General features: G+C 59.0%; 21 protein-coding genes. 12 read left to right on the forward strand and 9 right to left on the reverse strand.

What is annotated here, in order from left to right:
- The first annotated feature begins 236 nt into the window (after nucleotides 1-236).
- The 5 genes from OXE05_03270 (at nucleotide 237) to ftsH (ending at nucleotide 8,185) form a co-directional block, all read left to right on the forward strand.
- Nucleotides 237-788, forward strand: a complete 552-nt coding sequence (locus tag OXE05_03270; GenBank protein ID MCY4436336.1) for a hypothetical protein — start codon at nucleotides 237-239, stop codon at nucleotides 786-788.
- A 164-nt stretch (nucleotides 789-952) separates the two neighbouring features.
- On the forward strand, nucleotides 953-1,768 hold the full coding sequence (gene mutM, locus OXE05_03275) for a bifunctional DNA-formamidopyrimidine glycosylase/DNA-(apurinic or apyrimidinic site) lyase (protein ID MCY4436337.1): 816 nt from the start codon (nucleotides 953-955) through the stop codon (nucleotides 1,766-1,768).
- A gap of 272 nt (nucleotides 1,769-2,040) precedes the next feature.
- Nucleotides 2,041-3,936, forward strand: coding sequence for an ABC transporter ATP-binding protein (locus OXE05_03280; GenBank protein MCY4436338.1), 1,896 nt, complete (start codon nucleotides 2,041-2,043; stop codon nucleotides 3,934-3,936).
- Complete coding sequence (locus tag OXE05_03285) at nucleotides 3,933-5,843, forward strand: ABC transporter ATP-binding protein (protein ID MCY4436339.1); 1,911 nt, start codon at nucleotides 3,933-3,935, stop codon at nucleotides 5,841-5,843. Before OXE05_03280 ends, OXE05_03285 begins: the two co-directional genes overlap by 4 nt.
- A gap of 380 nt (nucleotides 5,844-6,223) precedes the next feature.
- Nucleotides 6,224-8,185, forward strand: a complete 1,962-nt coding sequence (gene ftsH, locus OXE05_03290) for an ATP-dependent zinc metalloprotease FtsH (GenBank protein ID MCY4436340.1) — start codon at nucleotides 6,224-6,226, stop codon at nucleotides 8,183-8,185.
- A 185-nt stretch (nucleotides 8,186-8,370) separates the two neighbouring features.
- On the opposite strand, the gene OXE05_03295 is transcribed toward ftsH, so the two are convergent.
- Both OXE05_03295 and OXE05_03300 read right to left on the reverse strand, forming a co-directional pair.
- On the reverse strand, nucleotides 8,371-9,822 hold the full coding sequence (locus OXE05_03295) for a hypothetical protein (GenBank protein ID MCY4436341.1): 1,452 nt from the start codon (nucleotides 9,820-9,822) through the stop codon (nucleotides 8,371-8,373).
- A gap of 386 nt (nucleotides 9,823-10,208) precedes the next feature.
- The gene (locus OXE05_03300) at nucleotides 10,209-11,621 is read right to left on the reverse strand and encodes an extracellular solute-binding protein (GenBank protein MCY4436342.1); all 1,413 of its coding nucleotides are present in this window, start codon (nucleotides 11,619-11,621) and stop codon (nucleotides 10,209-10,211) included.
- A gap of 362 nt (nucleotides 11,622-11,983) precedes the next feature.
- Between OXE05_03300 and OXE05_03305 the strand changes: the two genes are divergently transcribed.
- A complete protein-coding gene (locus OXE05_03305; protein ID MCY4436343.1) occupies nucleotides 11,984-12,364 on the forward strand; it encodes a VOC family protein in 381 nt (126 codons plus the stop codon).
- Nucleotides 12,365-12,399: 35 nt separating this feature from the next.
- Here OXE05_03305 and OXE05_03310 read toward each other — a convergent pair whose 3' ends face one another.
- From OXE05_03310 to OXE05_03320, 3 genes are all read right to left on the reverse strand, one after another.
- Nucleotides 12,400-12,864, reverse strand: a complete 465-nt coding sequence (locus OXE05_03310; GenBank protein MCY4436344.1) for a DUF1579 family protein — start codon at nucleotides 12,862-12,864, stop codon at nucleotides 12,400-12,402.
- A gap of 91 nt (nucleotides 12,865-12,955) precedes the next feature.
- Nucleotides 12,956-14,002: a D-cysteine desulfhydrase family protein gene (locus OXE05_03315; protein ID MCY4436345.1), complete on the reverse strand. Its 1,047-nt coding sequence runs from the start codon at nucleotides 14,000-14,002 to the stop codon at nucleotides 12,956-12,958.
- 207 nt (nucleotides 14,003-14,209) lie between these two features.
- Nucleotides 14,210-15,253, reverse strand: a complete 1,044-nt coding sequence (locus OXE05_03320) for a Gfo/Idh/MocA family oxidoreductase (GenBank protein ID MCY4436346.1) — start codon at nucleotides 15,251-15,253, stop codon at nucleotides 14,210-14,212.
- A gap of 481 nt (nucleotides 15,254-15,734) precedes the next feature.
- Between OXE05_03320 and OXE05_03325 the strand changes: the two genes are divergently transcribed.
- The 4 genes from OXE05_03325 (at nucleotide 15,735) to OXE05_03340 (ending at nucleotide 19,132) form a co-directional block, all read left to right on the forward strand.
- Nucleotides 15,735-16,715 (forward strand): Gfo/Idh/MocA family oxidoreductase, encoded by a 981-nt coding sequence (locus OXE05_03325; protein MCY4436347.1) that lies wholly within the window; start codon nucleotides 15,735-15,737, stop codon nucleotides 16,713-16,715.
- A 218-nt stretch (nucleotides 16,716-16,933) separates the two neighbouring features.
- Entirely contained in the window at nucleotides 16,934-17,227 is a 294-nt protein-coding gene (locus OXE05_03330; protein ID MCY4436348.1) for a hypothetical protein, read from the forward strand.
- 37 nt (nucleotides 17,228-17,264) lie between these two features.
- Nucleotides 17,265-17,546: a hypothetical protein gene (locus OXE05_03335; GenBank protein ID MCY4436349.1), complete on the forward strand. Its 282-nt coding sequence runs from the start codon at nucleotides 17,265-17,267 to the stop codon at nucleotides 17,544-17,546.
- Nucleotides 17,547-17,740: 194 nt separating this feature from the next.
- Entirely contained in the window at nucleotides 17,741-19,132 is a 1,392-nt protein-coding gene (locus OXE05_03340) for an extracellular solute-binding protein (protein MCY4436350.1), read from the forward strand.
- A 287-nt stretch (nucleotides 19,133-19,419) separates the two neighbouring features.
- Here the strand turns inward: OXE05_03340 and OXE05_03345 are convergent, their stop codons facing one another.
- From OXE05_03345 to OXE05_03360, 4 genes are all read right to left on the reverse strand, one after another.
- Nucleotides 19,420-19,704: a hypothetical protein gene (locus OXE05_03345; protein ID MCY4436351.1), complete on the reverse strand. Its 285-nt coding sequence runs from the start codon at nucleotides 19,702-19,704 to the stop codon at nucleotides 19,420-19,422.
- A gap of 186 nt (nucleotides 19,705-19,890) precedes the next feature.
- A complete protein-coding gene (locus tag OXE05_03350; protein MCY4436352.1) occupies nucleotides 19,891-20,889 on the reverse strand; it encodes a Gfo/Idh/MocA family oxidoreductase in 999 nt (332 codons plus the stop codon).
- 130 nt (nucleotides 20,890-21,019) lie between these two features.
- Nucleotides 21,020-21,772 carry an SGNH/GDSL hydrolase family protein gene (locus tag OXE05_03355; protein ID MCY4436353.1) on the reverse strand — a complete coding sequence of 251 codons (753 nt, stop codon included), beginning with the start codon at nucleotides 21,770-21,772 and terminating at the stop codon, nucleotides 21,020-21,022.
- 438 nt (nucleotides 21,773-22,210) lie between these two features.
- Nucleotides 22,211-22,492 carry a hypothetical protein gene (locus OXE05_03360; protein MCY4436354.1) on the reverse strand — a complete coding sequence of 94 codons (282 nt, stop codon included), beginning with the start codon at nucleotides 22,490-22,492 and terminating at the stop codon, nucleotides 22,211-22,213.
- 346 nt (nucleotides 22,493-22,838) lie between these two features.
- Between OXE05_03360 and OXE05_03365 the strand changes: the two genes are divergently transcribed.
- Both OXE05_03365 and OXE05_03370 read left to right on the forward strand, forming a co-directional pair.
- Nucleotides 22,839-23,969, forward strand: a complete 1,131-nt coding sequence (locus OXE05_03365) for an AI-2E family transporter (GenBank protein MCY4436355.1) — start codon at nucleotides 22,839-22,841, stop codon at nucleotides 23,967-23,969.
- Between the two features lie 93 nt (nucleotides 23,970-24,062).
- The gene (locus OXE05_03370; protein ID MCY4436356.1) at nucleotides 24,063-24,515 is read left to right on the forward strand and encodes a GNAT family N-acetyltransferase; all 453 of its coding nucleotides are present in this window, start codon (nucleotides 24,063-24,065) and stop codon (nucleotides 24,513-24,515) included.
- Nucleotides 24,516-24,636: the final 121 nt, after the last annotated feature.

The raw sequence follows: 24,636 nt of genomic DNA on the forward strand, positions 1-24,636 counted from the left end.
GACGAATTCACGCTTAGCATCCACAACAGTACTCTCCTTCCAAGGCATGAGGCACCTCCTTCTTTACTCAGAAAGAGTGCCATACTGTGTAAAGTATGTCTGCGCACACCCGTTAAGTATCTCTCTGGTCTATACAGAGGGCCAGGGTGAGGGGAGACCGGTACCCCTCCGTCTCGACTTCAACTGCCTGGCAGAGGTACGCATGGGTCTGCAAAGGGTTAGCCGTCTTCGCGTGCATGCTATTCCTTGTACAGTGCGGCGGCGAGATAGCAGCGCCGCAGACGAATGAAACACCCCTAGTACCCGTCCCCGCGGCGCAAGCGACGACATGGGTGTCTTGCCTGCCGCCGCAAGGGGATCCGCTGGCAATGCCCGATTACCTGTGTCCCTCCCCAGCGCCGGGGCAGTATATGCTCACACTTACCGAACAGGAATTGACTCCAAAGATCGTAGCAGCCATCGCGGCAAGCGACGATGAAGGGGAGGTATCGAACGTCGTCCTTACGTTCGAGTCTGACGCCTTCGATATCCGGGGCAGGCTGGAGCGACCATTCCGCGCGACAATTCAGGTGAGCGGACGCCTCGTCGTGCGCAACGGCAGGATAGAGGCTGAGATGGTGAAGGGGAAGATTGGCTTCATTTCTGTGCCGGCATGGTACATTGCGGAGGCCACCGCTGAGGTCAATGAGAAGCTCGACTCCTATTTCAGGACGGAGTACGGGATACGGGTGACAGACGTCAAGATCCAGCCGGGAGAGCTCCTACTTACCGGCGAAGACCTGCGCTAAGCAGTTGGACGTCGTTGATGTATACTTGCCGGTGCGCGCGATCCACGCTCCCACGTCTGTAGCGGTGAACCGGAGTTCGGGAGGCTTGTCCCCCGCTCCTTGGTACGAGAGTTCACACCATCTCTGGCAAGTCGCTAAGAGTGTGAAGAAGCAATAGTCCAAACATGCCTGAGCTTCCCGAAGTCGAGACCATTCGCCGCAGTTTAGTGCCGCATCTTGCCGGCGACGGCATAGCCGCGGTGCCGTTGCTCGACCCCCATGCCGTGGCTGAACCGGACCCGGCCGAAATCGTCGCATTGCTGCCTGGACGGCGCGTCTCCGCCATCAGACGACGCGCGAAGTACTTGGTGTTTGACCTCGAAAATCTCTCTCTGGTAGTGCACTTGCGCATGAGCGGGCGGCTCAAACTCGTGCGACCGGTGGAGGACATGCGCTATCTGCGCGCCCAGTGGAATCTCGAATCAGGCCGTGTGCTCTGCTTCTATGACGTACGCCGGTTCGGCCGGATCTGGCTGGTGGATGATGCCCGCCTGGCAGAACTTTTTGCGCCGCTTGGCCCCGAGCCGTTCGACCCGGCGCTTACGGCTGGCATATTGCGGGAACGTCTCGCGCGTCACACTACTTCGTTGAAGGCGCTTCTGCTCAATCAGCACTTCATTGCCGGTCTCGGCAATATCTATGTGGATGAAGTGCTCCATGCCTGTAAACTGCACCCCCGTCGTCCGGCCAATGCACTCGATGAAGAGGAAACCGCCGCGCTGCTCGCTACAACGCGACAGATACTGCGCGCAGCGATTGCCAACGGGGGTACGACGTTCGACGCCGTCTACAGCGATGCTGAAGGAAGACCCGGCCGCCACCGGGAGCACCTGGCAGTCTACCGCCGCACAGAAGAGCCCTGCCTTACTTGCAGCACGCCCATCGAGCGCATCGTCGTCGCGCAGCGCGGCACCCACCTCTGCCCGCAGTGCCAACACTGACCGCCGGTCCTTCGGTGGACTTTAAAAGTGGATGGCGTGGGCGCGGTTGCGCCTTGACGGGTTCCAGTGCAGGATATACTTTCTCGAATTTGCGCCGGGAAATGCGGCAGATACTCCCGGCGAATCTCGTTTGACCGACTCGGCGGTGCATGCTAGCATGCACATTAACGTAAACGTGCGGGTAAGTGTCTAGCTTGGGCTTCCCTAAGACTAGGAGTACGGTACCGTGCGAAGTCGGCAGGAAGAGATGAGGAGGTGCACAGCAGCCGAATATGGATACGCTGCGCCGACTCTTCTTCTACACATGGCGATACCGGAAGCTTGCCTTCCTCGCTTACGGTGCGCTCGCTGGCAGCGCGCTCCTTAGTCTGATAATCCCGCGACTGATCGGTAGTGTCGTCGACGAAGCACTGCCGCCACCGGAGACGCAGGCGGCAGACAATGCCGGCGAACTGGCGGTTGAAGCCACCGGGTCTTTGCTCGGGCTCGAACCAGTCCAGATTTTGTTTGCCTTCGCCGGACTAATTCTTGTCGCCACATTGATCAAGGGTATCTTTACCTTTTCACAGGTGTTCCTGGGCGAATATCTCTCGCAGCGCACCTGTTTCGATCTACGCAACCGCATCTTCAATCAATACCAGCGCCTCTCATTTGCATACCACGATCGCTCCCAGACCGGGCAGCTCATGTCGCGGGCGACGAGTGACGTGGAGCAAATCCGCTTCTTCGTTTCGCAGGGCCTTATTAACGGGGCTCTGATGATTTTGACGTTCATTGCCGTGCTTGGCATTCTTCTGCTCACGCATTGGCAGTTGGCGCTCCTTTCCTTGGCGACGATGCCGGTGCTCTTCGTAATTGCCGTGCTCTTTGCGCGCCAACTCCGGCCGATGTTCAGCCTGGTGCAGCAGGAGACGGCCCAACTCAGCACCGTCCTGCAAGAGGACCTCTCCGGCATGCGCGTGGTGCGGGCGTTTGCGCAAGAGGACCAGGAGACGGCCAAGTTCTTGCACAATTCCGATCGCCTGGCGGTGGCTACGTCACGAACAATGGAGCTCTTTGCCATGCGCAACCCACTGCTCCAGTTCATCGCCGGTATTGGTACCACGGCGGTGGTCTGGTACGGCGGTCTGTTAGTGATTGCCGAAGGCATGAGCCTTGGCACGCTGGTTGCCTTTACCGGCTACCTCATGCTGCTCCAGCGCCCAATCCGCATGCTGGGCATGACAATCAATACGTACGCGCGAGCGGTCGCAGCAGGCGAGCGGATCTTCGAAATCCTCGACACCCAGTCGGAGATCGAGGAAAAGCCCGACGCAATCGACATGGCCACAGTGGCCGGCAACGTCAAGTTCGATTCAGTGTCTTACGACGCGAGCGGACTGCCTGTGCTCAAGGACATCACCATCACGGCAACAGCAGGTCAAGTGATCGGTATCGTCGGCAGCACCGGGTCCGGCAAGAGCACCATCATTAACTTGCTGCCCCGCTTCTATGATGTTACTGCCGGACGCATCACCTTGGACGGCCACGACATCCGCGATCTTACTTTTCGGGCGCTGCGGCAACACGTAGGGCTCGTAGCCCAGGAGACCTTCCTCTTTGCCGCCTCCATTCGAGAGAACATTGCGTATGGTCGACCGGACGCGACTGAACAGGGCATCATTGCGGCTGCCAAAGCTGCGCAGGCCCACGATTTCATCGAGGAGTTTCCGGATGGCTATGAAACGCACGTCGGCGAACGCGGCGTAACGCTCTCCGGCGGACAGAAGCAACGCGTCGCGATTGCCCGCGCACTGCTGCTGAATCCTCGCGTCCTTATCCTGGATGAGTCCACGTCGGCGGTAGATACGCGCACTGAAGCGGCGCTGCAAATGGCGCTGAAAGCGCTCATGCGCGGACGCACGACGTTCATCATTGCGCAACGTGTCTCCAGCGTGCGCGAGGCAAACGAGATCGTCGTTCTGGACGAAGGAAGAATTGTGCAGCGGGGCACACATGGAGACCTGGTGACGCAGGAAGGTCTCTACCGCGACATGTACGTCTATCAGTTGCAGGAGCAAGAAGAGCACATGGAGCGGCAGCAGGCGGCGCAAGCAGACGGCGCCGGCCTCGGCAATACTCTGGTCGCGGCTGACCTTGCAGATTCACCGAGAGGTGAGGCCGGATGATTAGCGGCGGCTTCGACATGGGAGGCAGTTGGCGCGGCGGTGGCATGAGTTCCCGCGGCGGCATGGGTTCGCGTGGGGGCTGGCGGGGTAGCGACGATACGGTAGACGTTGACCCGGACGGCAAGGTTTTCGACCAGAATGTCGTGCGGCGGATGCTGCCCTACCTCACACCCCACCGGGGACAACTCCTGGTGGCAGTGTTTCTCGTACTGGTGACGTCAGCAGCCATGACGTCGGGGCCGTTATTGATCAAGATCGCAATCGACGACGGCATAGATAAGAGTAACCCGCGCCTTTTGGCCTTTGCAGCCATCTTCTATTTGCTTAGCCTTGTCGTCATGGGTGTTTCTTCTTATACCCACGGCGCCTTGATCGCCGCAATTTCGCAGCGCATGCTCCACTCCCTCCGCGTGCGCGTTGTCTCCCATCTGCAGAAGCTGTCCTTCCGTTATCTCGACAGTAACGAGATTGGCGTAATCATTGCGCGCGTTACCAGCGACGTGAATGCGCTCAATAATGCATTCTCCCAGGGCACAATGACGCTCGTGGCCGATCTGCTGGGTCTCGTTCTAATTCTCGTCGTAATGATGATTTTGGACCCCGTGCTTTCCCTTGCGACGTTCGTGGTAATGCCGTTGATGTTCTTGATTACGCGCGTCTTTAGCGGACAGGCGCGGTCGCGTTTTCGTGAGGTGCGCCATCGCGTGGGCAAGGTCTATGCCAACTTGCAGGAGAACATCAGCGGTGTGCGTGTTGCGCAATCCTTTACCCGCGAGGACGTAAATTACCGCGAATTCCGAGGCACGAATCGGGAAAACCTCGACGCCTCGGTCCGCGCCGCGAGAGTGATGGCGGCGTTCCCGCCAGCCGTAGAATTGGTGACTGCACTCGCTATCGGTATCGTCATCGTTTTCGGGGGCTACCGCGTTCTGAATGGGAATCTCTCTGTGGGGGCGCTGGTGGCGTTTCTCTCATTCGTTCAGCAGTTTTTCAATCCCATCCGTGAGATATCGGCCTGGTACACCAACCTCCAGCAAGCGATGGCAGGCGGCGAGCGCATCTTTTCGCTGCTCGATACCGATCCTGAAATCACCGACAAGCCGGATGCGTTGGCGCTGCCGGCGGTGAACGGTCACGTCCGCTTCGCAGATGTGACTTTCGGCTACGATCCCGAGCAACCGGTGCTTTCCGAGATTGATCTTGAGGCCAAACCCGGTGAGACGATTGCGCTCGTCGGCCCCACCGGCGCGGGCAAGACCTCCATCGTCAACCTCCTCATGCGGTTCTACGATGTGCAGGAAGGGAGCATCACTATTGACGGCCACGACCTCCGCGACGTGCAAATCCGTACGCTGCGCAGTCAAGTGGGCATGGTGCTGCAGGATAGTTTTCTCTTTTCCGGCACAATTCTGGAAAATATACGTTACGGCCAACCCGACGCCAGCATGGCGGAAGTCGAGGCAGCGACACGAGCCGTGGGCATTCACGCGTTCATCAGTCGCCTGCCGGACGGCTACAACACGGCGGTGATGGAACGCGGCGGACGGCTCTCCGTAGGACAACGGCAGTTGATCTGCTTTGCCCGCGCCCTGCTCATCGATCCGCACATTCTCATCTTGGATGAAGCCACGAGCAGCGTGGACGCCCACACGGAAATCCTCATCCAGCGCGCGCTTGCCACGCTTCTGCAAGGGCGCACGGCATTCGTGATCGCCCACCGGCTCTCTACCATTAAGAATGCGGATGCCATTCTCGTGCTGCGAGACGGGAGAATCGTCGAGCGGGGCGCGCACGACGAGTTGCTGGCAGCACAGGGGTTCTACGCGGAACTCTACACTACCGGCGTGACCGCAGGCATGGAGGGCGAGGAAGCCGCCGAAGAGCCAAGCCCGGTCCCATCTACATAGATTCGCTTACTTGTCACGACTACAATGTAACGTAGTTCTCTACCGGTTCCTGGGAGTTCCAAAGACGATTACCCTCGCGTTGTATCACTGCTGCTCCTTGCAGACTGCCATGACAACCCTCACTTTCACCGGCAGACGCGAGGCAATTGGGGCCTGGGGTGCGAACGCTGGTAGCGCAGAACAGATCCGCTGCACCGGTCTTGCAATGGCAATGGCGAGAGCAACAACTCGACCACAAACCACCGACTGACAGATTGACTGGATCGCCTTGAAATTGCATACGTTTGGCATAAAGCACTGTATGGTATAATGAGCGTGCTGACTACGTAGCGATCCGTAGCGCAATTCGCCTTGCAAAGGGCGTCTACCATAGGAAGAGCATAGTGGATAGCAAGTGGTTGAAGAACGGGTTTGTCTACCTGGTCATTACCGTCGCCATCTTGGCCATTATCTTTACGCTGTTTGCCCCCCAGACCCGCGAGAACACGACGGTCTCTTTAAGTGAATTCATGGCCGCGGTGCAGGAAGCGGCGTGGAATGAGCAAGTCCCAACCGTTATCGTCTCAGGTAATAAACTGATTGCTGAGATAGAAGACCAGCGCCTTACTGCCCGCATGATGGATGATACGGATATGCTCGAGGCGCTGCACAGCCGCGGGATTCCTGATGACAAGATAAAGCTGACGGTACAGGAGCCCAGCCAATTCAGCAACCTGCTCCCCATCCTGGGTACGTTTCTCCCGATTCTCATCTTTGGCGGCATTTTGCTGCTTATGATGCGCCAGGCGCAGGGCACGAACAACCAAGCGCTCTCTTTCGGTAAGAGCAAAGCCAGAGTCTTCAAGAGCAACAATCCGACGATTACGTTCGCGGAAGTGGCGGGCGTGGAGGAAGCCAAAGAAGAGCTCCAAGAGGTCGTGGCATTTCTCAAGTACCCGGAGCGCTTCCAAGCCTTGGGTGCGCAGATTCCCAAGGGAGTCCTGTTGGTCGGCCCTCCCGGCACCGGCAAGACGCACATCTCGCGCGCCGTGGCCGGTGAGGCAGGCGTGCCTTTCTTCAGTATCAGCGGTTCTGAGTTTGTCGAGATGTTCGTGGGTGTCGGCGCCTCGCGCGTCCGCGATCTCTTCGACCAGGCGAAGCGCAATGCGCCATGCATCGTGTTCATTGACGAAATCGACGCGGTGGGACGGCAGCGCGGCGCGGGACTGGGCGGCAGCCATGACGAGCGCGAGCAGACGCTAAACCAGATCCTCGTCGAGATGGACGGCTTCGAAATGAACACCAGCGTGATTGTGTTGGCAGCGACGAACCGCCCAGACGTGCTCGATCCGGCGCTCCTGCGCCCAGGCCGCTTCGACCGGCAGGTGGTCCTCGACAGCCCCGACGTGCAAGGCCGTGAGCACATTCTGCAACTGTACAGCAAGGATAAGCCGCTGGCGGATGACCTGGACTTGGAGACCATCGCCCGACAGACGCCGGGCTTCTCCGGCGCCGATCTGAAGAACCTGCTCAATGAAGCGGCGTTGCTGGCCGCGCGGCGCAACAAGAAAGCCATTAGTCAGGAAGAGGTTGAAGAAGCGGTTGAACGCGTCCTCGCCGGCCCGGAACGGCGCAGCCGCATCATAAGCCCGCGCGAAAAGAAAGTCACGGCGTACCACGAGGTGGGCCATGCTTTGGTGGCGCAATTGCTGCCGGACGTCGACCCGGTACACAAGATTTCCATCGTAGCGCGGGGTCGCGCCGGTGGGTACACCCGGGTCCTTCCGCCGGAGGACCGCCACCTATGGACGCGATCGCAATTCAGACAACAGATGGCCTTTGCCCTGGGCGGCTACGCGGCGGAAGTGCTGATCTTTGGTGAAATGACAACAGGCGCTTCCAACGATATTGAAATGGCCACTACCTTGGCGCGGCGCATGGTCATGGAGTACGGCATGAGCGAGAAACTCGGCCCCCGCGCATTTGGCCGCAAAGAAGAGCTCATCTTCTTGGGCCGAGACATCCAAGAACAGCGCAACTACAGCGAAGCGGTGGCGCAAGATATCGACGGTGAAGTCGAAGGACTGATTCAGGAGGCCCATGATCGGGCATCGAGCATTCTCACCGAGCACAGGGACAAGCTCGTGGAGATTGCCGATACGCTCATGGAAGTTGAGACATTCGACGGGAAGGCCTTCAGTGCGTTCTTCGAAGAAGAGCCTGAACCCTCCGACGACGTGGATACCCAGGCGGCAAGTACGCTGGTGGACAATGAAGACCAGCAGCCGTCATCGCCCCCACAGGACAGCGATGACAGCGCACAAAAACCCCGCACCCGACCGTATCCTGGCATGGCCACATAGCCACGCATAGCCGGACCCGCCGCTGGCAGGTCCAGGTAGGCTCGGCAGAAATGAGGGAGCGCCCGTTTGGGCGCTCTTTTGCTTTCGCAGGTAGGGTGCTCGCCGCGACTCGTGTACAGAAGCCGTTCCTGAGAGCGGCTTTGCCTTCTTACCACATTGGTCCGGTGATTTCAGTCGCCACCTGCCTAGGCCGACACCTGCCGGCCCAAAGCCTTGAGAGAAGCAACCATCTGCTCACACGCGCCCGAGGCAAGCATGGTGCAGCTTGGCTCAAAGCCGCCGCGGTCCGCCTCTGCCCGGGGTGGAATGTAATTGACGTAGCCGTTGGTGCAAGATGAGACGATACTGCCGCGCCACCCCTGTTCTGCCGCCCAATCTGACAGAGCTATGCCTGTCTCGGCAAAGACCTCTGCGGGGGAAGTAAGCACTAACACACCGCCGATTTGCAGCGCCTGCAGAGTTACCGCCACGCGCTCGCGCTCTAGGTCGGCCCGGCGGGTCTCCAGGTCACCCCACTTCAGTTGATAGCGCAGGAAGGCGCTTTCCTGATAGATGGCCCAGCGTTCCCGAATGTCATTGGCACTATCGGCAGGCACGTGCGCCATCTTGCGCAGGGATTCCTCTAGCTCAGCCAGCCGAGTCTGCTGTTTTTGCCGCGCTTGATATGGCTTCAGGGGCAATTCTATCTCTTGCTTTATGGCGCCGATCGTGTGCGGCCCGGCAATCTCCTCCAAATTGCTCGCCGCCTCGCGCAAGGCACTGCCAAACTGCTCGCCCACCCGCTCTACCTCCCTGTAGGTAGGTTCGCGATAGCGCGTGCGCACGTCGCCGCTACAGCCTTGCAGAAAGAGCGCCCTACCGCCCAATTCGCGCTCTGCTTGCCTGACAAGAATGCCGGGATAGTCTGCACAGGTATGCTGATCGGCGAAACTGTGTGTTACCGGATGGCACGCGGCGCTTACGATACTGGCGATAGTTGCTTCTCCGGCGCCTTCAAATGCCAACAGGCGCAAGCGGTCGTCCACAATCCCACCGGGGACTATAGGATCGCTCTGCATACCCAATTGCTCCCGCGTCGCTCCCAATGCGCCGGTCAACCGCTCTACGATGCTCTCCCAATTCGGTTCTGCGCCAATGAGCATACACACGACTTCGGGTAGCACGACCCGGCGGTTATAGGCGACGTTGCCGTACCGCGCCGTGGCGTAGCGAATGCGCGAAACCGGCTCCAAACGTTGGCCCGCCTGGTACACGGCGGAGACGATCAGATCGTTCAACGTCTCCTGCCACGGTGAGGGCGGCGCGTCAAAGGGCTCCAGCAGTGAGTTGTTCGAGTGATTGTGCGTACACGCGATGGCGATGTTTTCCGTAGGGATGTGACAGCGCAACGCAATGCGAGCGACGACCTCCTGGTACTGGTCGTCACGCATGGTGCAGAGGTCTACCGAGACAATCGCCAGCCGAGTTTCGCCCTGCTCCAGCACCATTGCCCGCGCCCAGCAGTCATCGTACCGACCCTCTACAACCACGGGCGCTCCACCGCCGCTGTAGGCCAAGGGCAACGGCACGCCGAGCGGCGGGGTGATGCGCTCGGCGCCGGTGCCGAGCCTCAGTTGACCCGGTCGGAAATCTGCCAATGGAGCGCTCCTTCTACAGTTCCGTCATTTCGAGGGAGAGCGAGGACTCTCCAGCGATCGCGGGAGATCTTTGGCGCCTTGGTTCCCAGGGTGAATCGTAAAGACAATTGACATAGACCAAAATTTCGGATGTGACAACCTGCTTTTCGGCCTAGCAAAAATATCTTGCAGCACATGAAGATGGATTTGGCGCGCCCGCACGGGGGCGAGCTTGCGCGGGAATGACGGCCCAAATCACCTCGCCCAGTAAGCACGTAGGGGCACGATATATCGTGCCCCTACACAATGCAACCAACTTCTTCCCAGGCCAGTCGCCACCTACCGGGCGCGGCGATTGCGCCAAAGGCACACCCAACGCAAGCCCGGTGGGCGCGTGAAGCTGCCGTCTACTTGCCGCCGAGTGTCTCGTTGATGAGATCGGCCGCCCAGCGCGCGTACTCCGCGGCTGTGAGATTTCCGGCAAGGAACTCACGATACTGACCGTTAAGGTCGCCGGAGATGTCACCAAACTCCGTGAACGTCCAGAGGCCCCAGCCGGCCGGCTTCGTGGTACGCGAGTGGAGCAAGAACGCTCTGGGGTCGACGCCCAAGCTATTCTTGTAGCCATCTTGCGCCAACGTTGACGCGTTGTCATCCAAGAGAGGCGACACGACGTGACCTGCCGACGGTGGATAGCGACCACCGTTTTCCGGCTGAAGGAGCCACTTGAAGAGCTCCCATGCCAAGTCATTCTGGTCGGTGCCGTCGTCTGCCATTTGCAATGGGTGCGTCCACGTGCGGCCTGATTGGCTCGGCCCCTCGCCGGAATACGGCATAGTCGCCAGCGCCCACGTGAATGGCGCGTCGCGGAACGACGTGCACGTAAGCTGCATTGCCACTTTACCGGACATGAAGACGTTGCCGCTCTGCCCACCCATGGCCGCCTCACGCTCATCAGCGTTCGGTGTCACGCGGTGCTTATCGCCGAAATCACGCCACCAGTCCAGCGCGTCGATAAACTCCGGCGTGTCTATCGTTGCCCGTCCCTCCTCGGAGTCCCACGGACCTACGCCCCAGAAGGTGCCGGTACCGATGCCGCCGCCATTGGAGCAGGTTATGCCGCCGCCGTGGCCAAACTGCGTGCGGTCTTCATTGGTAAGCTGCGTAGACAAGTCCAGGAGTGTTTCCATGTTCCAGTCGGTGTCGTTAAGGTCTACGGGCAGGGGATTGATGCCGGCCGCCTCGAAGATCTCCACGTTGTAGGCCATTGAGTCTACCGACATGGTGATGGGCATACCGAGAATTCTGCCTTCTACGGTCCACATGTTTATGGCCGGGGCCGCAAAAGTGGCGGCGGGATCAATCTTGTCCCGCGTAAAGAACGGCGCGAGGTCGATCGTCACACCGGTCTCGAACGTGGTGAGGACCGCGCTCCAGCCGTTCTCCATGATGTTGATGGGATCGCCCGCCGCCTGTGCCGCGTAGAATTTCGTTCTCACCTCGCCCCAGCCCCCGGACGGCACCAGATCAACCGCGATGTGCGGCATCTGCTCGGTGAAGTCGGCGAGGATTGGCTCCAAGACCGGCCGCGTGGTGGGTTTCTCCGCCGAGATCATGTCGATTGTTGCGGTTTCGACCTCCGGCATTGCCGTGGCCTCAGCCTTGGGCGCCTCCTCCTTCATCTCCTCTTTGGGAGCTTCCTCGGGCGCTGTCACGGTCGCCTGACCGCACGCTGCGGCAATCACTATGCCGAGCGCGCTTGCTCCCGCGCTCGCGAGCGCCGTACGCCGCGTGACCTTCATAGAACGCACAATTCCCATTACGGAATACCTCCACTAGAGTTGTGCCTCTGACTGAGGAGCGACCGCGATTGCAACGATCTCCTCAGCGTGGCAATGCCTTACCTCACCTATAGTTCTATACGACTTTGAGTTGCTCGTCAAGACTGTCGCACCGCAACTATCGAGAAGGTGCACCACTGAGCGGGGATTAATGACACATAGAATGGAACCGAGCCGCCCTGCTTACCCAAAGAAAGCTGCAGTATGTATTGAGATCGCTGGACTCGCGTCATGCTTCTGCTACTATCGAGACAGACTTCCTTGCACTCGCATCACGCAGGGAAAACCTAACCTACGCCGGCACATCAACCCAGTGATGTTGATCAACTGTGGAGAACATTATGAAACCGAGAGGCGTCGATTTCTTCTGCTACACCGTCGGTGACATCAGCAAGAGCGCGGACTTCTACGAGAACACACTGGGCCTCACGCTCTTTGCGTGGGTCGATCCGGGCTGGGTAGAGTTTGCGGTCGGTGACACGCCAACAGTGCTCGCGCTGCGGTCCTCTCGCGAGGACCATGCCGCGAAAGGAGAGGCCAGCAGCGCCGCAATTGCAATAGCGGTCGATGACGTGCACCAAGCCATTGACGAATTACGCGCGCAGCACGTGGACGTGGTGCTCGAGCCCGGCGAACAGGCCACCTGCTACGCGGCCGGAATCGCTGACCCGGACGGCAACCTGATTCTTCTCCACAGCCGCAAGGATGGGACGGCAGGCTAGCGAACGTCCAACAGGGCGCCACCGAGATTTCCACTTCAGTCAGTGACTTCCGCGCGCGCATAGGTTGCCTCGACGGCCACGGCTTCTTCGCCGTCGGGGGTCACGTTGTGCATGACGACGTGCAGCGCCGCCGGCTCGGCCGGTCGGATGACGATGCGCCAGCCCCAGTCCGGGCCCGGCGGCGCGGCGTAGCTGCCGCGCACGTCGACGTCGCCGCTCTCTTCGACGGCGCCCGTGCAGGCCAGCACGTCGTGCGACATATGCCACGAATCGATCCAGTGAACCGTCATCCTGCCCTGCTCTGGTTGGCAACCTATCAGGAGGGAGCCTTCCTGCCGCGCGCCCCGGTAGCTCCAGTCGTAGTCCAGACGTAAGAACCGGCCACCCAGGAGCGGGGTCAGTTCCATCGAGGACGCGGAATCCTCGGGCTTGCCCGAGAAGGGATCGTGCAGGCGGTTGGACCCTTGCCAGCACCCCGCCATGGTCGCCAGCCGTTTCATAGTACCCATAGGTTGTTTACCTCAGACTCGAGGCTTTTTCCGCCGTCACAATCGCCGGTCCGCAGATAGTCATGTCGCTCTCTTGCACCTACTAGACCGCGGCCATCATCTCTTCGTGGTACGCGAACAGCGCCGGAATGCCGCCGGTGTGGACCATGATCACCGGCTGGTCGGACGGCAGGTCGCCGTTTCGCGCCATGTTAATGACGCCGGACATCGTCTTGCCGGTGTAGACCGGTTCGAGCAATATACCCTCGAGCTGGGCGGTGAGCCGGATGGCTTCCATGCCTTCATCAGTTACCGCGCCGTAGCCTGCGCCGAGATAGTCATCCGAGACGTGGACCTCATCCGCGGAAAGGCCGCACGGAATGTCAAGCTGTTCCGCCAGCCGCTGGGATCGCGCCGCCACGGTCTCACGCTGCTCGTCCGCAGGCTCTTTGATCGTGATGCCAACCACTCTAATTGGCAGGCCCAGCACTTTGATACCGGCCGCAAAACCCGCGTGGGTCGTGCCGGAGCCGGAAGTGATGAAGATTGTGCTTGGCGGATTGGGAAGAGAATCTAGCTGGGTAGAGAGCTCCAGCGCGCAGCTCAAGTAGCCGCACATGGCCCGCAGCGCCGGTTCGGGGTACATGCTCGTGATGCGGTACGGCTTCCTGCCCTGGGCGCGCAACTCCGCCTCAATGGGATCGATGCGCGCTTGCAGGCCGTCGATATTCACGTCTTCCAACACCGTGACGTTTGCGCCAAAGATGTGATCGAGCAGCAGGTTGCCTTGTACCTCGTTGTGGAGGCCGCCGGCCAGGACGAGGAAGCATTCCAGGCCCACTTTAGCACAGGCAGCAGAGGCCTGGCGGCACTGGTTCGACTGGGTATCAGCCCCGGCGACCACGCTATCGCAGCCCTGAGCTAGCGCCGAACCTAACTGAAACTCCAGGTTGCGGGTCTTGTTGCCACCGAGGGCGAGGCCCGTGAGGTCGTCGCGCTTGATGTAGATCGGCGGCCCGCCCACGGCCTCTGAGAGTCGGGGGCAAGCGTCTAAGGGCGTGGGAAACGTGCCGAGCTCGACGCGCGGCTGTTCTGCCAGTTTCGCTGCCAACTCGTCTTGTGAAAGAATCTGTGCGCTCTGTACGGCCATGTTGGTGCTCCTTTGTTTTTTTCAAAGTTTCCCAAGAATTACGGAGACGTACCGATGCAGCCCGTGTTATGTGAAACACGCCGCTGCCGCGCAAGAGGCGCAGGTTTGTAACCTGCGCTACCGGAGTGCAGGTTTGTCGCTATGCCCTTGCTACACAAGAGACTTGGGCCGCAACCTAGTTGAATTCTTGGTGACAGTGTACCGTGCTCAGTCTTTTCGTACCAGATAGCCGCGGATGTCGTACGCGCCGGGCTGCTCCACCGGCAGGACGCCTTCGTCAACGGCCAATCCAAGCGGATATTCCGTAATTTCCAGCGGAAAGTTGACGATGCCGCGCGTGTAGGTGGATGCGGAAATCGCCAGCAGCACTTCCAGCGCCTGGCGTCCGTTTTGCGCGTGTCCGCGATGCTCGCGGCGCCCTTCGATCCACTCGATTAGCTCTTTCGCCTGGAGGGCTTGCGCATTCGGCTCCTTGAAGGAGATCTCTCGGACGCCGTCGGTCGTGAGCAGCCGAATGCCGTTGCTCACAGGGAAGATGCTGCCGTGGGAGCCGTAGACGATGCAAGGTTGCACGCGGCGATCATCACCGATATCCGACTCCAATACCCCTCGCACACCGCCCGCAAAGCCGATGAGGGCTTGGGCGCGGTCCTCGATGCGCTCGGCGCGTTCGTAGCGGTCGGTGCGGCGCTCGACGGACCCCATGACCCATGCCACTTTCGGGTCGCCGAGGATGTAGCGGGCATAATCTACGTTGTGTATAGAGCTGTTTGACAAGCCACCGCTCTGCTGGATGTAGAGAAACTCCACGCGGCCGATGGCGCCATCCTGGATGAGACTGCGAATGGCGTTCGTCTGCGTGCGAAAGCGCCCCTGGTGACCGATCACGAGCTTGGAGCCGTGCTCCTCGGCAGCGGCAATCATCGCGTCAGCCTCGGCCAGCGTGCGCGCCATGGGCTTCTCGCAGATGATGCCCGGCACTTTGGCTTCAGCGGCGGCGATCGTCATAGGCGCATGCAGACCCGGCCACGAGCAGACGCTGATAATATCCAGGTCTTCATTTGCTAGCATCTCGTGATAGTCGGCGTAGCCGTTGGGAATGCCGTGCTCTTCCTGTAACTCTGCCAGTGACGTTGGATGGATGTCCGCTGCCGCCGCCATGGTTACGTTTTCCAATTCGGCATATGCCTGCGCGTGCGACTTGCCCATCCACCCGCAACCGATAATGCCTGCGCGATACTTGTCCGCCATAGTGAACTCCTACGCGATTGCCATGAAACTCGTGGCTCCATTGTACAGAGATTCTCTCGCCGAAGGAGACCCTTACGAGGCCCTGGCTCGCACGCGAGAAGCTGCCCCTCCCTGGAATGACTTTGCAGATTCCCTTTCGCCTCATTGGAAGAAGGAAGTCATGTCGGTAAAGAACAGCTTCACGGCTTGCAAACCCAAACTACTCACTTCCCTCTGGATTCCCGCTTGCGCCGGAATTAAGGAGTTATGCAAAGGTCTTCTCGGAGAGGGCCGGGGTGAGAGGATACGGTCCCTGTTCCAACTCACTCCCCGTGCTCTCCGGCGGTAGGCAACTCTCTACACCGGCAAGAGAAATGTGGCTACTGCGTATCTCGCAGCCTCAAAGTTTCCAACGGGCATGGTAGCTGCTATCATGATTTTCAAATCTGCGTGGGGCAAATGTCTCTACCTTGTACATGTGAGCCAAGAGGAGGGTCCGATCATGGCGAATTCGTTGCGAACCGGTGTAATCGGGTGTGGAGGTCTGGGGCCGAGCGAAGCGAAGATCTCGCATGAGATGGAAGACATCGAGTTAGTCGGCGTGGTGGATGTGCACAAGGAGTCCGCTCAAGCGGTCGCGGATGAGCTTGGTGTCAAGGCGTTCACCGACCACCGCGACCTCCTCGCTGAAGGGCTTGATGCGGTCTTGGTGGTAACGCCCACCTGGACGCACCGGGAAATTTGCGTCGATGCGGCAGAAGCCGGCATCGCCATCTTCTGCGAGAAGCCCATGGCGCTGCAGCTCGATGACTGCGATGCCATGATCGCCGCCGCCGACAAGGCTGGCGTACCGTTGATGCTGGGTTTCGTGATGCGGTACTGGCCGACCTACGTCGAGGTGCACAAGCGGTTGCAAAACGGCGATATTGGCGATCTCAAGCTGGCGTGGTCGACACGCCTGAGCGGCCGGCCCCCGTTTGGCGTGGGCGAGTGGCGGCTGAAGCGCGAGACGGTGGGCGGCACGTGGTCGTCGTCGGTGCACGAACTTGACCTGCTCCTCTGGATGGGAGGCCCCGTTGCTTCCGTGCACGGCAACGCCACGTTCGGCACGTTTGCCAATACCGACGTTGAGGATACCTTTATCACGACGTTGAACTATGAAAACGGCGCTATCGGTTCGCTGCACAGCAGCCAGATCTACCCGGCGGGCGCGTCGAACTTCGGCATTGCCGGTACCAAGGGCGCCATTCACATCAACCGGCATTCCGGACCGACTTTGGTGACCCACGACGGCAAGCGCGAGGAGATCGAGTCCGAGCCGAGCAGCGTGGGCATGACGAACCAACTCGCCGCCTTCTACGACAGCGCGCGCAACGGCACGCCGCCCATGCCGGACGGTAACGACGGCCGCCGCGCCTTGGAAGTGTGCCTGGCGACATTTATGTCCGCGGAGCAAGGCGGGGACATACATCTGCCGCTCTAGCGCTGTCGCTCTGGCCGGTAAGCAAGTTTCGCTACTTGGTTGCACCCACAGGTGTACACCGAATCGGCGTGGGCCATGCTATAGTAAAGTTGGTACCGTAGTGAGGTCCATTCAATCAGGGTAAGGTCGAACGTGTGTGGATAACGAATCCAAGCATGTTCTTTCACGCCTGTGCGGTGGTTAGCACGCTGGTAGTGGCGCCAGTACGGAAGTAGCTGATGGCGATCATAGACACCCACAAGACGTTCACAGCATTTGTGAAAGCGGGGATACCCGAGCGCCAGGCTGCGGTTTTGGTAGACGCCATAGGCAACCGGCACGATAGCTTGGTGACTACGGACGTATTGAACTCGGCACTAGCCGAGTTGAAAGCTGAGTTGAAAGTCGAAATCGCCGACTTGAAAGTCGACATTACCGACCGCTTCAGCGCCCAGCAGCGCTGGCTTGGCGGTCTCGTCTTCACCACGGCCGGCTTGGTGATAGCGGCGTTTGGCTTCCTGCTGCCGGCGTAGCACGCCGGGAGCAATTCGATCCGAGAGAGGACAGCCGATGGCGGTCTTTGACACTCATAAGACGTTCACAGCGTTTGTGAAAGCGGGGATACCCGAGCGCCAGGCTGCGGTTTTGGTTGACGCCATAAGCAACCAGCATGACAACCTCGTGACGACAGATGCGTTAAACGCGGCAATCTCCGACTTGAAAGTAGATATTGCCGACCGCTTCAGTGCCCAGCAGCGCTGGCTTGTCGGTCTCGTCTTCACCACGGCCGGCTTGGTGATAGCGGCGTTTGGCTTCCTGCTGGCGGTGTTCTTGGGCCTTCTTCCGGCGTAGCATGCCCACGAGAGTATAGTACCGCTCTTACCTTATCGCTTTGCGTGGAGCAAGCGCTGTCCCATTCCTGCGCAAACTGCGTGCTCAACGAGCAGCAGGGACTATGCTATAGTAGTAAGGCTACGGAATCGGTAGTCTGTTCAATCGGAACAGGGATAAGCAAGTGTACTTTAGACCCATTGAGGAGGTCTTGCATGCTTAGTGAGAAGCGCATTTCAAGAAGCCAGTTCCTGCGCGGCGGTGCCGCGTTGGTTGGCGGCACGGCGTTGCTGGCTGCCTGCGCCCAGACGGGTGCAACTGCCATGGCCCCTGCAGAGGGCGCCGAGATGGCAAAAGAGGCGGATAAGCCGGCAATGATGGAGCCGACGGAAGTCACCTTCCTGTGGCCCCACTATTCGGCGGGTAAGACCCGCTGGCTGGAGTGGATCCTGGAGACCTACAACGCCAAGGAGACCGGTGTCACGGTTAACACCCTGGACGTTGCCGGCAGTTTTGGCGGCAATCCCAGGTCGAAGCTTCTCGCCACGGTGGCGGGCGGCGCGGCCCCGGACATGGGCTGGTTTGGTGTAGGGCTGCATCCCTTTTCCGGTATCTTGTACGATGCCAACGAACTGCTCAAAGGCATGAAGTACGATATGAGCCAGCTCAATCAGACGCTGGTGAATGGTCTTACGTGGCAGGGCAAATTGATTGCGGCGCCCATCGGCATCAACACCACGGCGTGGTTCTACAACAAGGACCTTTTCGACAAGGCCGGCGTGTCCTATCCCCAAGATAGCGACACGTTTGAAGACCGCCTCGCAGCGGCGCAGAAGGTGTCCGCCAGCCTGAGCACGTCCGATGAGAAGATCTGGGGCGTGGCGACTATACACTACGTCGCTTACTGGATCGCGGGCATGTATCAGGGCTTCATGGACGATTCCGGTACCGAGGTTGTGGTAGACGGTCCGCTGGGACTCGAGTCGGTCCAATGGTGGCGCGACAACTGGGCGAAGTATGAAGTCGGCCCGCGCGCTGAGGACTACAACCGCCAAGAGGACGCGCAGTTCTTCAATTCATTCGCCAACGGCAAAGTCGCCATGGCCGTCTACGGCACGTGGGGCTTGGAGCCGATCCGGCGCCATGAAGCCGGCGTGAACTTCGACATCGTCGAGCAACCGACGGCGGTTGGCGACGGTCAGGAAGGCAAGGGCGCGTTCTTCGGCATCGAGGAAATCTTCACGGTAGCCACCACCAAGAAGTTGGACGCCGCTGCCGAGTTCCTTTCGTTCCTCGTTGGAGAGGAACACCTGAGCTGGACCGGCGGCCAGGGCAACATCATCCCGGCGATCAACTCGATCGCCGAGGAAGTTTTCGTCCCGTCGGAGGATTCACCGGATCCGTCCAACCTGCTGGCGTTCGCCCGGGCAGCTGACTACGCCAAGCCGTACTTCCCGCATCCCCAATACGGTGAATTGCGGGGCGCTTACGGCGAAGCCATGACCCCGTGGTGGAACGAAGAAGCAACCACCGCCAAGCAGGCCCTTGAGAAGGCAGAGGAAGACTGCCAGGTCATCGTGGACGACTGGAACGCCGCCAACCTGTAGGTTGAGGGTCTAACAACGCGTTTTCACATACCTTGGCTGGAGATTAGAAGCCTGGAGAGTTTAGCACTCTCCAGGCTTCCTTTTGTTAGCTATTGTGCGAATGTGCCGTTTGAACCCCAGGAGTCCTAGCTGCAGGTGAGAACTGTATTGCTCAACACCCTAAGAGGGGGGGGGGGGGACAAGTCCCCGCGCTACAGCGTCTGAGGCGGGGATTCAAAACCTGCGTCTACCTGTCGAAAGGCAACTCCACGTGATTGCCTCTTTCCGTATCGCGCGGCTCCTCTCTGCTAATTGGAGAGGAATTGCGTCAGCAGGAAGACGACGATCACCACCTGCACGCCCGCGGCCGTAAACACCATCGCGCCCAAGCGCAGCGTCAAGTCATGCCGCAGGCGCAACTCCAGCGCTTCCAGGTCTGCCTTGGTCGTCTGCGCTAGCGCTTCCAGGTCGACCTTGGTCGCCAGGGAGTCTTGGCCCACGCCCACCACGCGCACAATTGCTTCCGCCTTCTCATCGTCAAGACCGGCGTTTTGCAGGAGTTTGAAGGCTTCGTGGGTATCCATAATCGCCATCGGTCTCACTCCGCTCACTTGCCAAGGGCGTCCAGTCCTCCGTTCACGTCAATTGTACCAAGTTTCGCTGCCGTGCCGCTGAATTCTCTTAGCCCGACCGCTGCCTGTTTGCACTTCGACAAGCTCAGTGCGAACGGAATAGCGAAGATTCGTACCATTGAAACTATAGAACTCTACTTGAGGCAATTACGGGTTTGGTACTTCCAGCGTCTTGCCGGTCTTCGCGGCTTCTATGGCCGTTAGGCACGCGATGGCGCTGCGGGCGCCCTCACGAACGTCGCAGAAGAGCGGGGTATCGTCGAGGAGGCTATCTACAACGGTGTCAACCTCCGCAGCATAACCGGCGCGCGTTGGTTGCGGGGGCGTGGGCAGCGGCACTGCCTTGTTCGTCTCTCTACGGTGTATCTTGTCCCAGACCACGCTCGCCTCGCTGCCGTGGAGTTCGAGGCCGTAGAAAGAGTCGAAGACATAATTCGACGCCCAACACACCGTAACGCTGCCCGTGGTGCCGGAGGCAAAGCGGTACACCGCCGTCACCGACTCGTCGATAGGATTCCCGGGCATCGCCAGGCCTTGATTTTCCATGGCCTGCACTTCCACCACGTCGCCCGCGTACCAACGCATTAAGTCCACCGGATGCACGCCCATGGTGAGCATCGGCGGAGAATAGCTGCTGTTCGCAGTCTTGAGGAAGCTTTCGCCCCTCTGCATTGCGTTCGTAAGGTAGTGCGTACGCATCGCATAGAGCGAACCAAGCTCTCCGGTATCCACCATCCCCTTGAGCATCCGGAAGAAGGGCCGCGTGCGCAGCACGTGTCCAACCGCCACCCGCGTCGCGGCGCAGTCCGCGCGTTCCACAAGGCGCACGCAGTCTTCAATGCTCGTCGCCATCGGCTTTTCCACGAACACGTGCTTGGCGGCGTCGAGCGTGGCGAGCGCAAATTGCGCGTGGAGCCTATCCGGCGCGTGGATGGAAACCATATCTATGCCGTCGTGGTCCAAGAGCTTTGCGAAGTCGGCATAGCCATGCGGCACGCCGTACTTCTCTTGCAGCGCCTGGCGGTGATCGTCCCGCACGTCGCAGATGGCTGCAACCTCAACGCGGGGGTTGGTAGTGTACGCCTCCAAGAACCGTCCGCCATTGCCGCCAAGTCCGACGATGCCGACCCGAAGCTTGGTACTCACACAAATCTCCTTTTGCGCCTGTTAGACCACTTATTAGCCAGCGCCCGTGCGCTGTGATGCGACTTCCAGCGCTCAATGCACAGTTTTTCCAATCATCCCCGCGCCGCCCGGGTGACTGGAATGCGAGGTCTTAGATATCGCCATATCCTACCGCTGCCAAGAAAGCGCGGGCAATCACAGCATGGCCGGGCAAATCGGGATGAATGCGGTCCGCAGCCCACTCTGCCGGAGGCTGCGCTTCCAGCGCTATATCGAAGGCGGCTTGGGTGCGGACAAGAATGGCGTCAAATTCCCCGGCGAGACGGTGTACGACCTCAATGTACGCATCGATATGGGCACGGAAATGCATCCAGCCGGCCGTCAAGAGGGGATCGTCTCGCACGCCGCTCGCGCGCAAGTTGCCGAATTGCGCCTGCACCTCTGTCAGACTTAGGCCTGACACCACTTCCGCATCGCCTTGCAACGGCGGCGCAATCACATAGGGCTCCATCAGAATGAGCTTGCCATTGGCAGCAGCCGCAGACTGTTGGAGAAGTGACCGATACGTCGCTTCATACTCGGCGAGCGGAACGTGATCAACCATGTTGCCAACAATGAGCCGCCCTACGTCGTTGATGCCGATCTTGACCGAGAGCCAGTCCGCTTCCTCGGCAAGTACGTCCGCGTCCCAACGCGCCGCCAGGTCGCGCACCGTGTTGCCGCCAATGCCTCGGTTGACCACCGACAGGCCATACTCGGGATAGCGCGCGTGGAGGAGGGCTCGCACAAGACTTACGTAGCCCCTCCCATAGGGACCGTCCTGCTCCGTGCGCCTTCCACAGTCAGTAATGCTATCGCCGGCAAAGACGATTTTCTCTTCAAGTCCGAAACAAAGCGTTCCCATTCATCGTCCTTTTGACCATGTTGCTCCGTCGCGAAAGTCACTGGAACTCTGCTTGGCACCATTTGGACGTACCAACGGCGCAAGAGCAGAAACTGTGGCGATGTGGTTGCCGAGCAGAAGGGGGGTTTTCAGCACGTGCGGCGAGCAGGCCGCCATAGAACGGGTCGCAGACGATTAACTTGCGTTGGCATGTGCGTCAGAATGCCGCGTTGCCTGCCGTCCTGGCACAGAGCGTACCCGAGAAGTCTGTTACTCCGTGATGTCATTGGCGGTGCGCTCCGCCAATGCAATGATCGGTACGTTGAAGCGTACAGGAGAGCCTGCGCAACGGGAGCGGCAGCACCTGGTTGGTTTATTGTCAGCCAGGAAACCACTACAGTAGACTACCATGTACTGTTTTATTCGCCAGACGGACCCACTTCAGAAAAGGCGCAATGCCTAATACAGAGGATGGTCCTGTCGCAACCAGTTTACCGGCGCGAGAGATTCTGCCGGTTCCGTATCTTCCGCGAGATCGGGCTCGATATCGGTATCGTCGTAAATGCCTTTGATTTGATTTGTTTCAAGAACTTGCATATCTACAAGATCGTCAAAGAATCTTTCAAGGACCTTATAGCGGTCATACCATTCAGCCGGATTTTCAAATTTCTCAGACCACTCTGCAAAATAGATGACGACGTCACGTACCGATATTTCGTAGATTGTCTTCCGATTGCACATAGAGAGACCAAATTCTCTCAGCCATCTAATCCTCTTACCCGTCTCCGTTCGTGAAAGCCGCCTTTGATTTGCGAGATAGGAGGTGTAAATTCGAAGGACAGTATCAACATCGGTACTACTCGCCATCTATTGCCTCCTGACCCAGACAGTTGAACTTATGTGAATAGCGTACGCCCTTAATTCTAAGCGAAAATTAAGCATTCGTCAACAGTTTCTTGCACGATTTGCGCCCGTATTTTGATCCCACAAAGGGCCTCTTCCCTAGAGTGGAGATGCGTTTCCGTGCTGCCTGTGTCATAGTTAATATGTGTGCCTTGCTTACGAATTGAACTGGTAAAGTGAGTCTATGAGCAGCATTTCAAAGTCTTCCGAGGTGGAGGACGTCTCTAAGGAAGCACCGGAGAATCCACCGTTGCCGCAGCCTCAGGGCATCCGCTTCTCGCAACGCACCAAGGTCATGGTGGTCTTGCTGCTCCTCGTCGTTGCGGTCTTCTTTGTGTACGGCGTGCGGGCCATTATCTGGCCGTTCATTTGGGCGGCGGTCTTGGCATACCTGTTGGCGCCTCTCGTCTCCTGGGTCTGTAGACATACGCGTCTGCATCGCTTCTGGGTGACCTTGATTCTCATGGGCTTCTTCGTTGGCGGCATTGTGCTGCTCTTTACATTCGGCTACCCGCCGTTGAGTCGTGAACTTGAAGGCCTTCGCGGCAGCCTGCCAAGTATTGTCGAGAATCTCGATAATACTCTCGCCTCGTACGCGCAGGTTGATCTCTTTGGGTTAGAAACCGTAATTGGAACATCCGGCGAGCTGTTGGCGGGGGCGCTGGATTCTGCTACTTCCACAATGGTCGATGCCGCACTAGACATCGCGATTCACGTTGTGGAACTCATGCTGAAATTCCTGCTCTGTCTCTTTGCCACGTTCTATTTGTTACTTGAATCGAATCGTTTTGGGACGTGGGCGCGGCGCATCGTACCGGCGCCCTACCGGCAAGAAATGGCAACGTTGGGTGGTCAGGTCGATCGCATGCTCGGCCGCTTTATTCGCGGCGAATTGATGCTGGTAATAATCATGTCGGTAGCGACCTACATCTCCTTGCGTCTCTTGGGCGTGCCCTATGCATTGGTGCTTGCCCCCGTAGCGGGCTTCCTGGAGCTGATCCCGTTTATCGGCCCTGTCATGGCGGCAACGCCCGCTGTGTTGCTCGCGTTGGTTTACCCAAGCCCGTTCGGTTGGTCGCCGGTAGTGAACGCGATTGTAGTTGCCCTCGTGTACACCGTTTTGCGGCATCTGGAAGACTATCTCATCATCCCGAACGTCGTGGGCCGGTACGTGCAGCTTAATCCAGTATTGACAATTTTTGCAATCTTAGCCGGAGGCGCGCTCTTTGGCATCTCCGGCATGTTGCTCGCCATCCCAACTGCGGCCATTCTCCGCATTGTGCTTAACTACCTCTACGTGAAGCTAACTACCTAGGCCTCCCGCATGCGTGTACGCCGCGCCGAGCGCAGAGATATCGACGCTTGCATACGGCTCGATTCTTCTTACCAAACACAAACAGTATGGGCTATGGAGACGCGCTGGGAAGGCAAGCGGAAGCTCTCCGGCTTTAACGTGCGCCGCCTGCCACGTGTCTTAACGCTGCACCCGCCGCTAGACCCCGACGACTTGCATGCGGACTGGAGGAACGGCGACCTCTTCTTGGTGGCAGAAGTAGAACAAGTGATCGTGGGATACTTGGACATGCTTTCGCCCCGGCGGCTCGGCACCGGTCTCTTGCAATGCATCGTTGTCCGGCCCGATCTGCGTCGGCGGGGAGTGGGTTCAGCCCTGCTGCGCACGAGTCTGAATTGGGCTAAGCACAACCAACTGCAGGGACTGTGCATGGACGTCCAATCGAGAAACTATCCCGCCATACAGTTCTTGAACAAGAATGGATTTGTGTACAGCGGATACAATGACCGGTACTACCCCACTCAGGATGTGGCACTATTCTTCGACTATCGACTGGGACTCACTTAGGAGCAAAGGCGGGAACTGATTCAGAGTGGCTCCCTGTAGAAGAGCACTCAGGTGGCTCCGGTAAAACCAGAACTAGAAACGTGTACCGATAAGGTAGCCGCGGCTAAGGAGCAAGGTACGA

The sequence above is a fragment of the Chloroflexota bacterium genome (assembly GCA_026710945.1).
In the GTDB taxonomy this organism is placed as follows: Bacteria; Chloroflexota; UBA11872; order VXOZ01; family VXOZ01; genus VXOZ01.

Excerpts from the sequence above, each read along its gene's own strand:
- OXE05_03280 (MCY4436338.1), top strand. The coding sequence starts at position 2,041 with ATGGATACGCTGCGCCGACTCTTCTTCTACACATGGCGATACCGGAAG.
- OXE05_03325 (MCY4436347.1), top strand. The coding sequence starts at position 15,735 with ATGGCGAATTCGTTGCGAACCGGTGTAATCGGGTGTGGAGGTCTGGGG.
- OXE05_03340 (MCY4436350.1), top strand. The coding sequence starts at position 17,741 with ATGCTTAGTGAGAAGCGCATTTCAAGAAGCCAGTTCCTGCGCGGCGGT.
- mutM (MCY4436337.1), top strand. The coding sequence starts at position 953 with ATGCCTGAGCTTCCCGAAGTCGAGACCATTCGCCGCAGTTTAGTGCCG.
- OXE05_03305 (MCY4436343.1), top strand. The coding sequence starts at position 11,984 with ATGAAACCGAGAGGCGTCGATTTCTTCTGCTACACCGTCGGTGACATC.
- OXE05_03270 (MCY4436336.1), top strand. The coding sequence starts at position 237 with ATGCTATTCCTTGTACAGTGCGGCGGCGAGATAGCAGCGCCGCAGACG.
- OXE05_03335 (MCY4436349.1), top strand. The coding sequence starts at position 17,265 with ATGGCGGTCTTTGACACTCATAAGACGTTCACAGCGTTTGTGAAAGCG.
- OXE05_03320 (MCY4436346.1), bottom strand. The coding sequence starts at position 15,253 with ATGGCGGACAAGTATCGCGCAGGCATTATCGGTTGCGGGTGGATGGGC.
- OXE05_03315 (MCY4436345.1), bottom strand. The coding sequence starts at position 14,002 with ATGGCCGTACAGAGCGCACAGATTCTTTCACAAGACGAGTTGGCAGCG.
- OXE05_03345 (MCY4436351.1), bottom strand. The coding sequence starts at position 19,704 with ATGGCGATTATGGATACCCACGAAGCCTTCAAACTCCTGCAAAACGCC.
- OXE05_03310 (MCY4436344.1), bottom strand. The coding sequence starts at position 12,864 with ATGAAACGGCTGGCGACCATGGCGGGGTGCTGGCAAGGGTCCAACCGC.
- OXE05_03330 (MCY4436348.1), top strand. The coding sequence starts at position 16,934 with ATGGCGATCATAGACACCCACAAGACGTTCACAGCATTTGTGAAAGCG.
- OXE05_03355 (MCY4436353.1), bottom strand. The coding sequence starts at position 21,772 with ATGGGAACGCTTTGTTTCGGACTTGAAGAGAAAATCGTCTTTGCCGGC.
- OXE05_03285 (MCY4436339.1), top strand. The coding sequence starts at position 3,933 with ATGATTAGCGGCGGCTTCGACATGGGAGGCAGTTGGCGCGGCGGTGGC.
- OXE05_03365 (MCY4436355.1), top strand. The coding sequence starts at position 22,839 with ATGAGCAGCATTTCAAAGTCTTCCGAGGTGGAGGACGTCTCTAAGGAA.
- OXE05_03370 (MCY4436356.1), top strand. The coding sequence starts at position 24,063 with ATGGAGACGCGCTGGGAAGGCAAGCGGAAGCTCTCCGGCTTTAACGTG.
- OXE05_03300 (MCY4436342.1), bottom strand. The coding sequence starts at position 11,621 with ATGGGAATTGTGCGTTCTATGAAGGTCACGCGGCGTACGGCGCTCGCG.
- OXE05_03360 (MCY4436354.1), bottom strand. The coding sequence starts at position 22,492 with ATGTGCAATCGGAAGACAATCTACGAAATATCGGTACGTGACGTCGTC.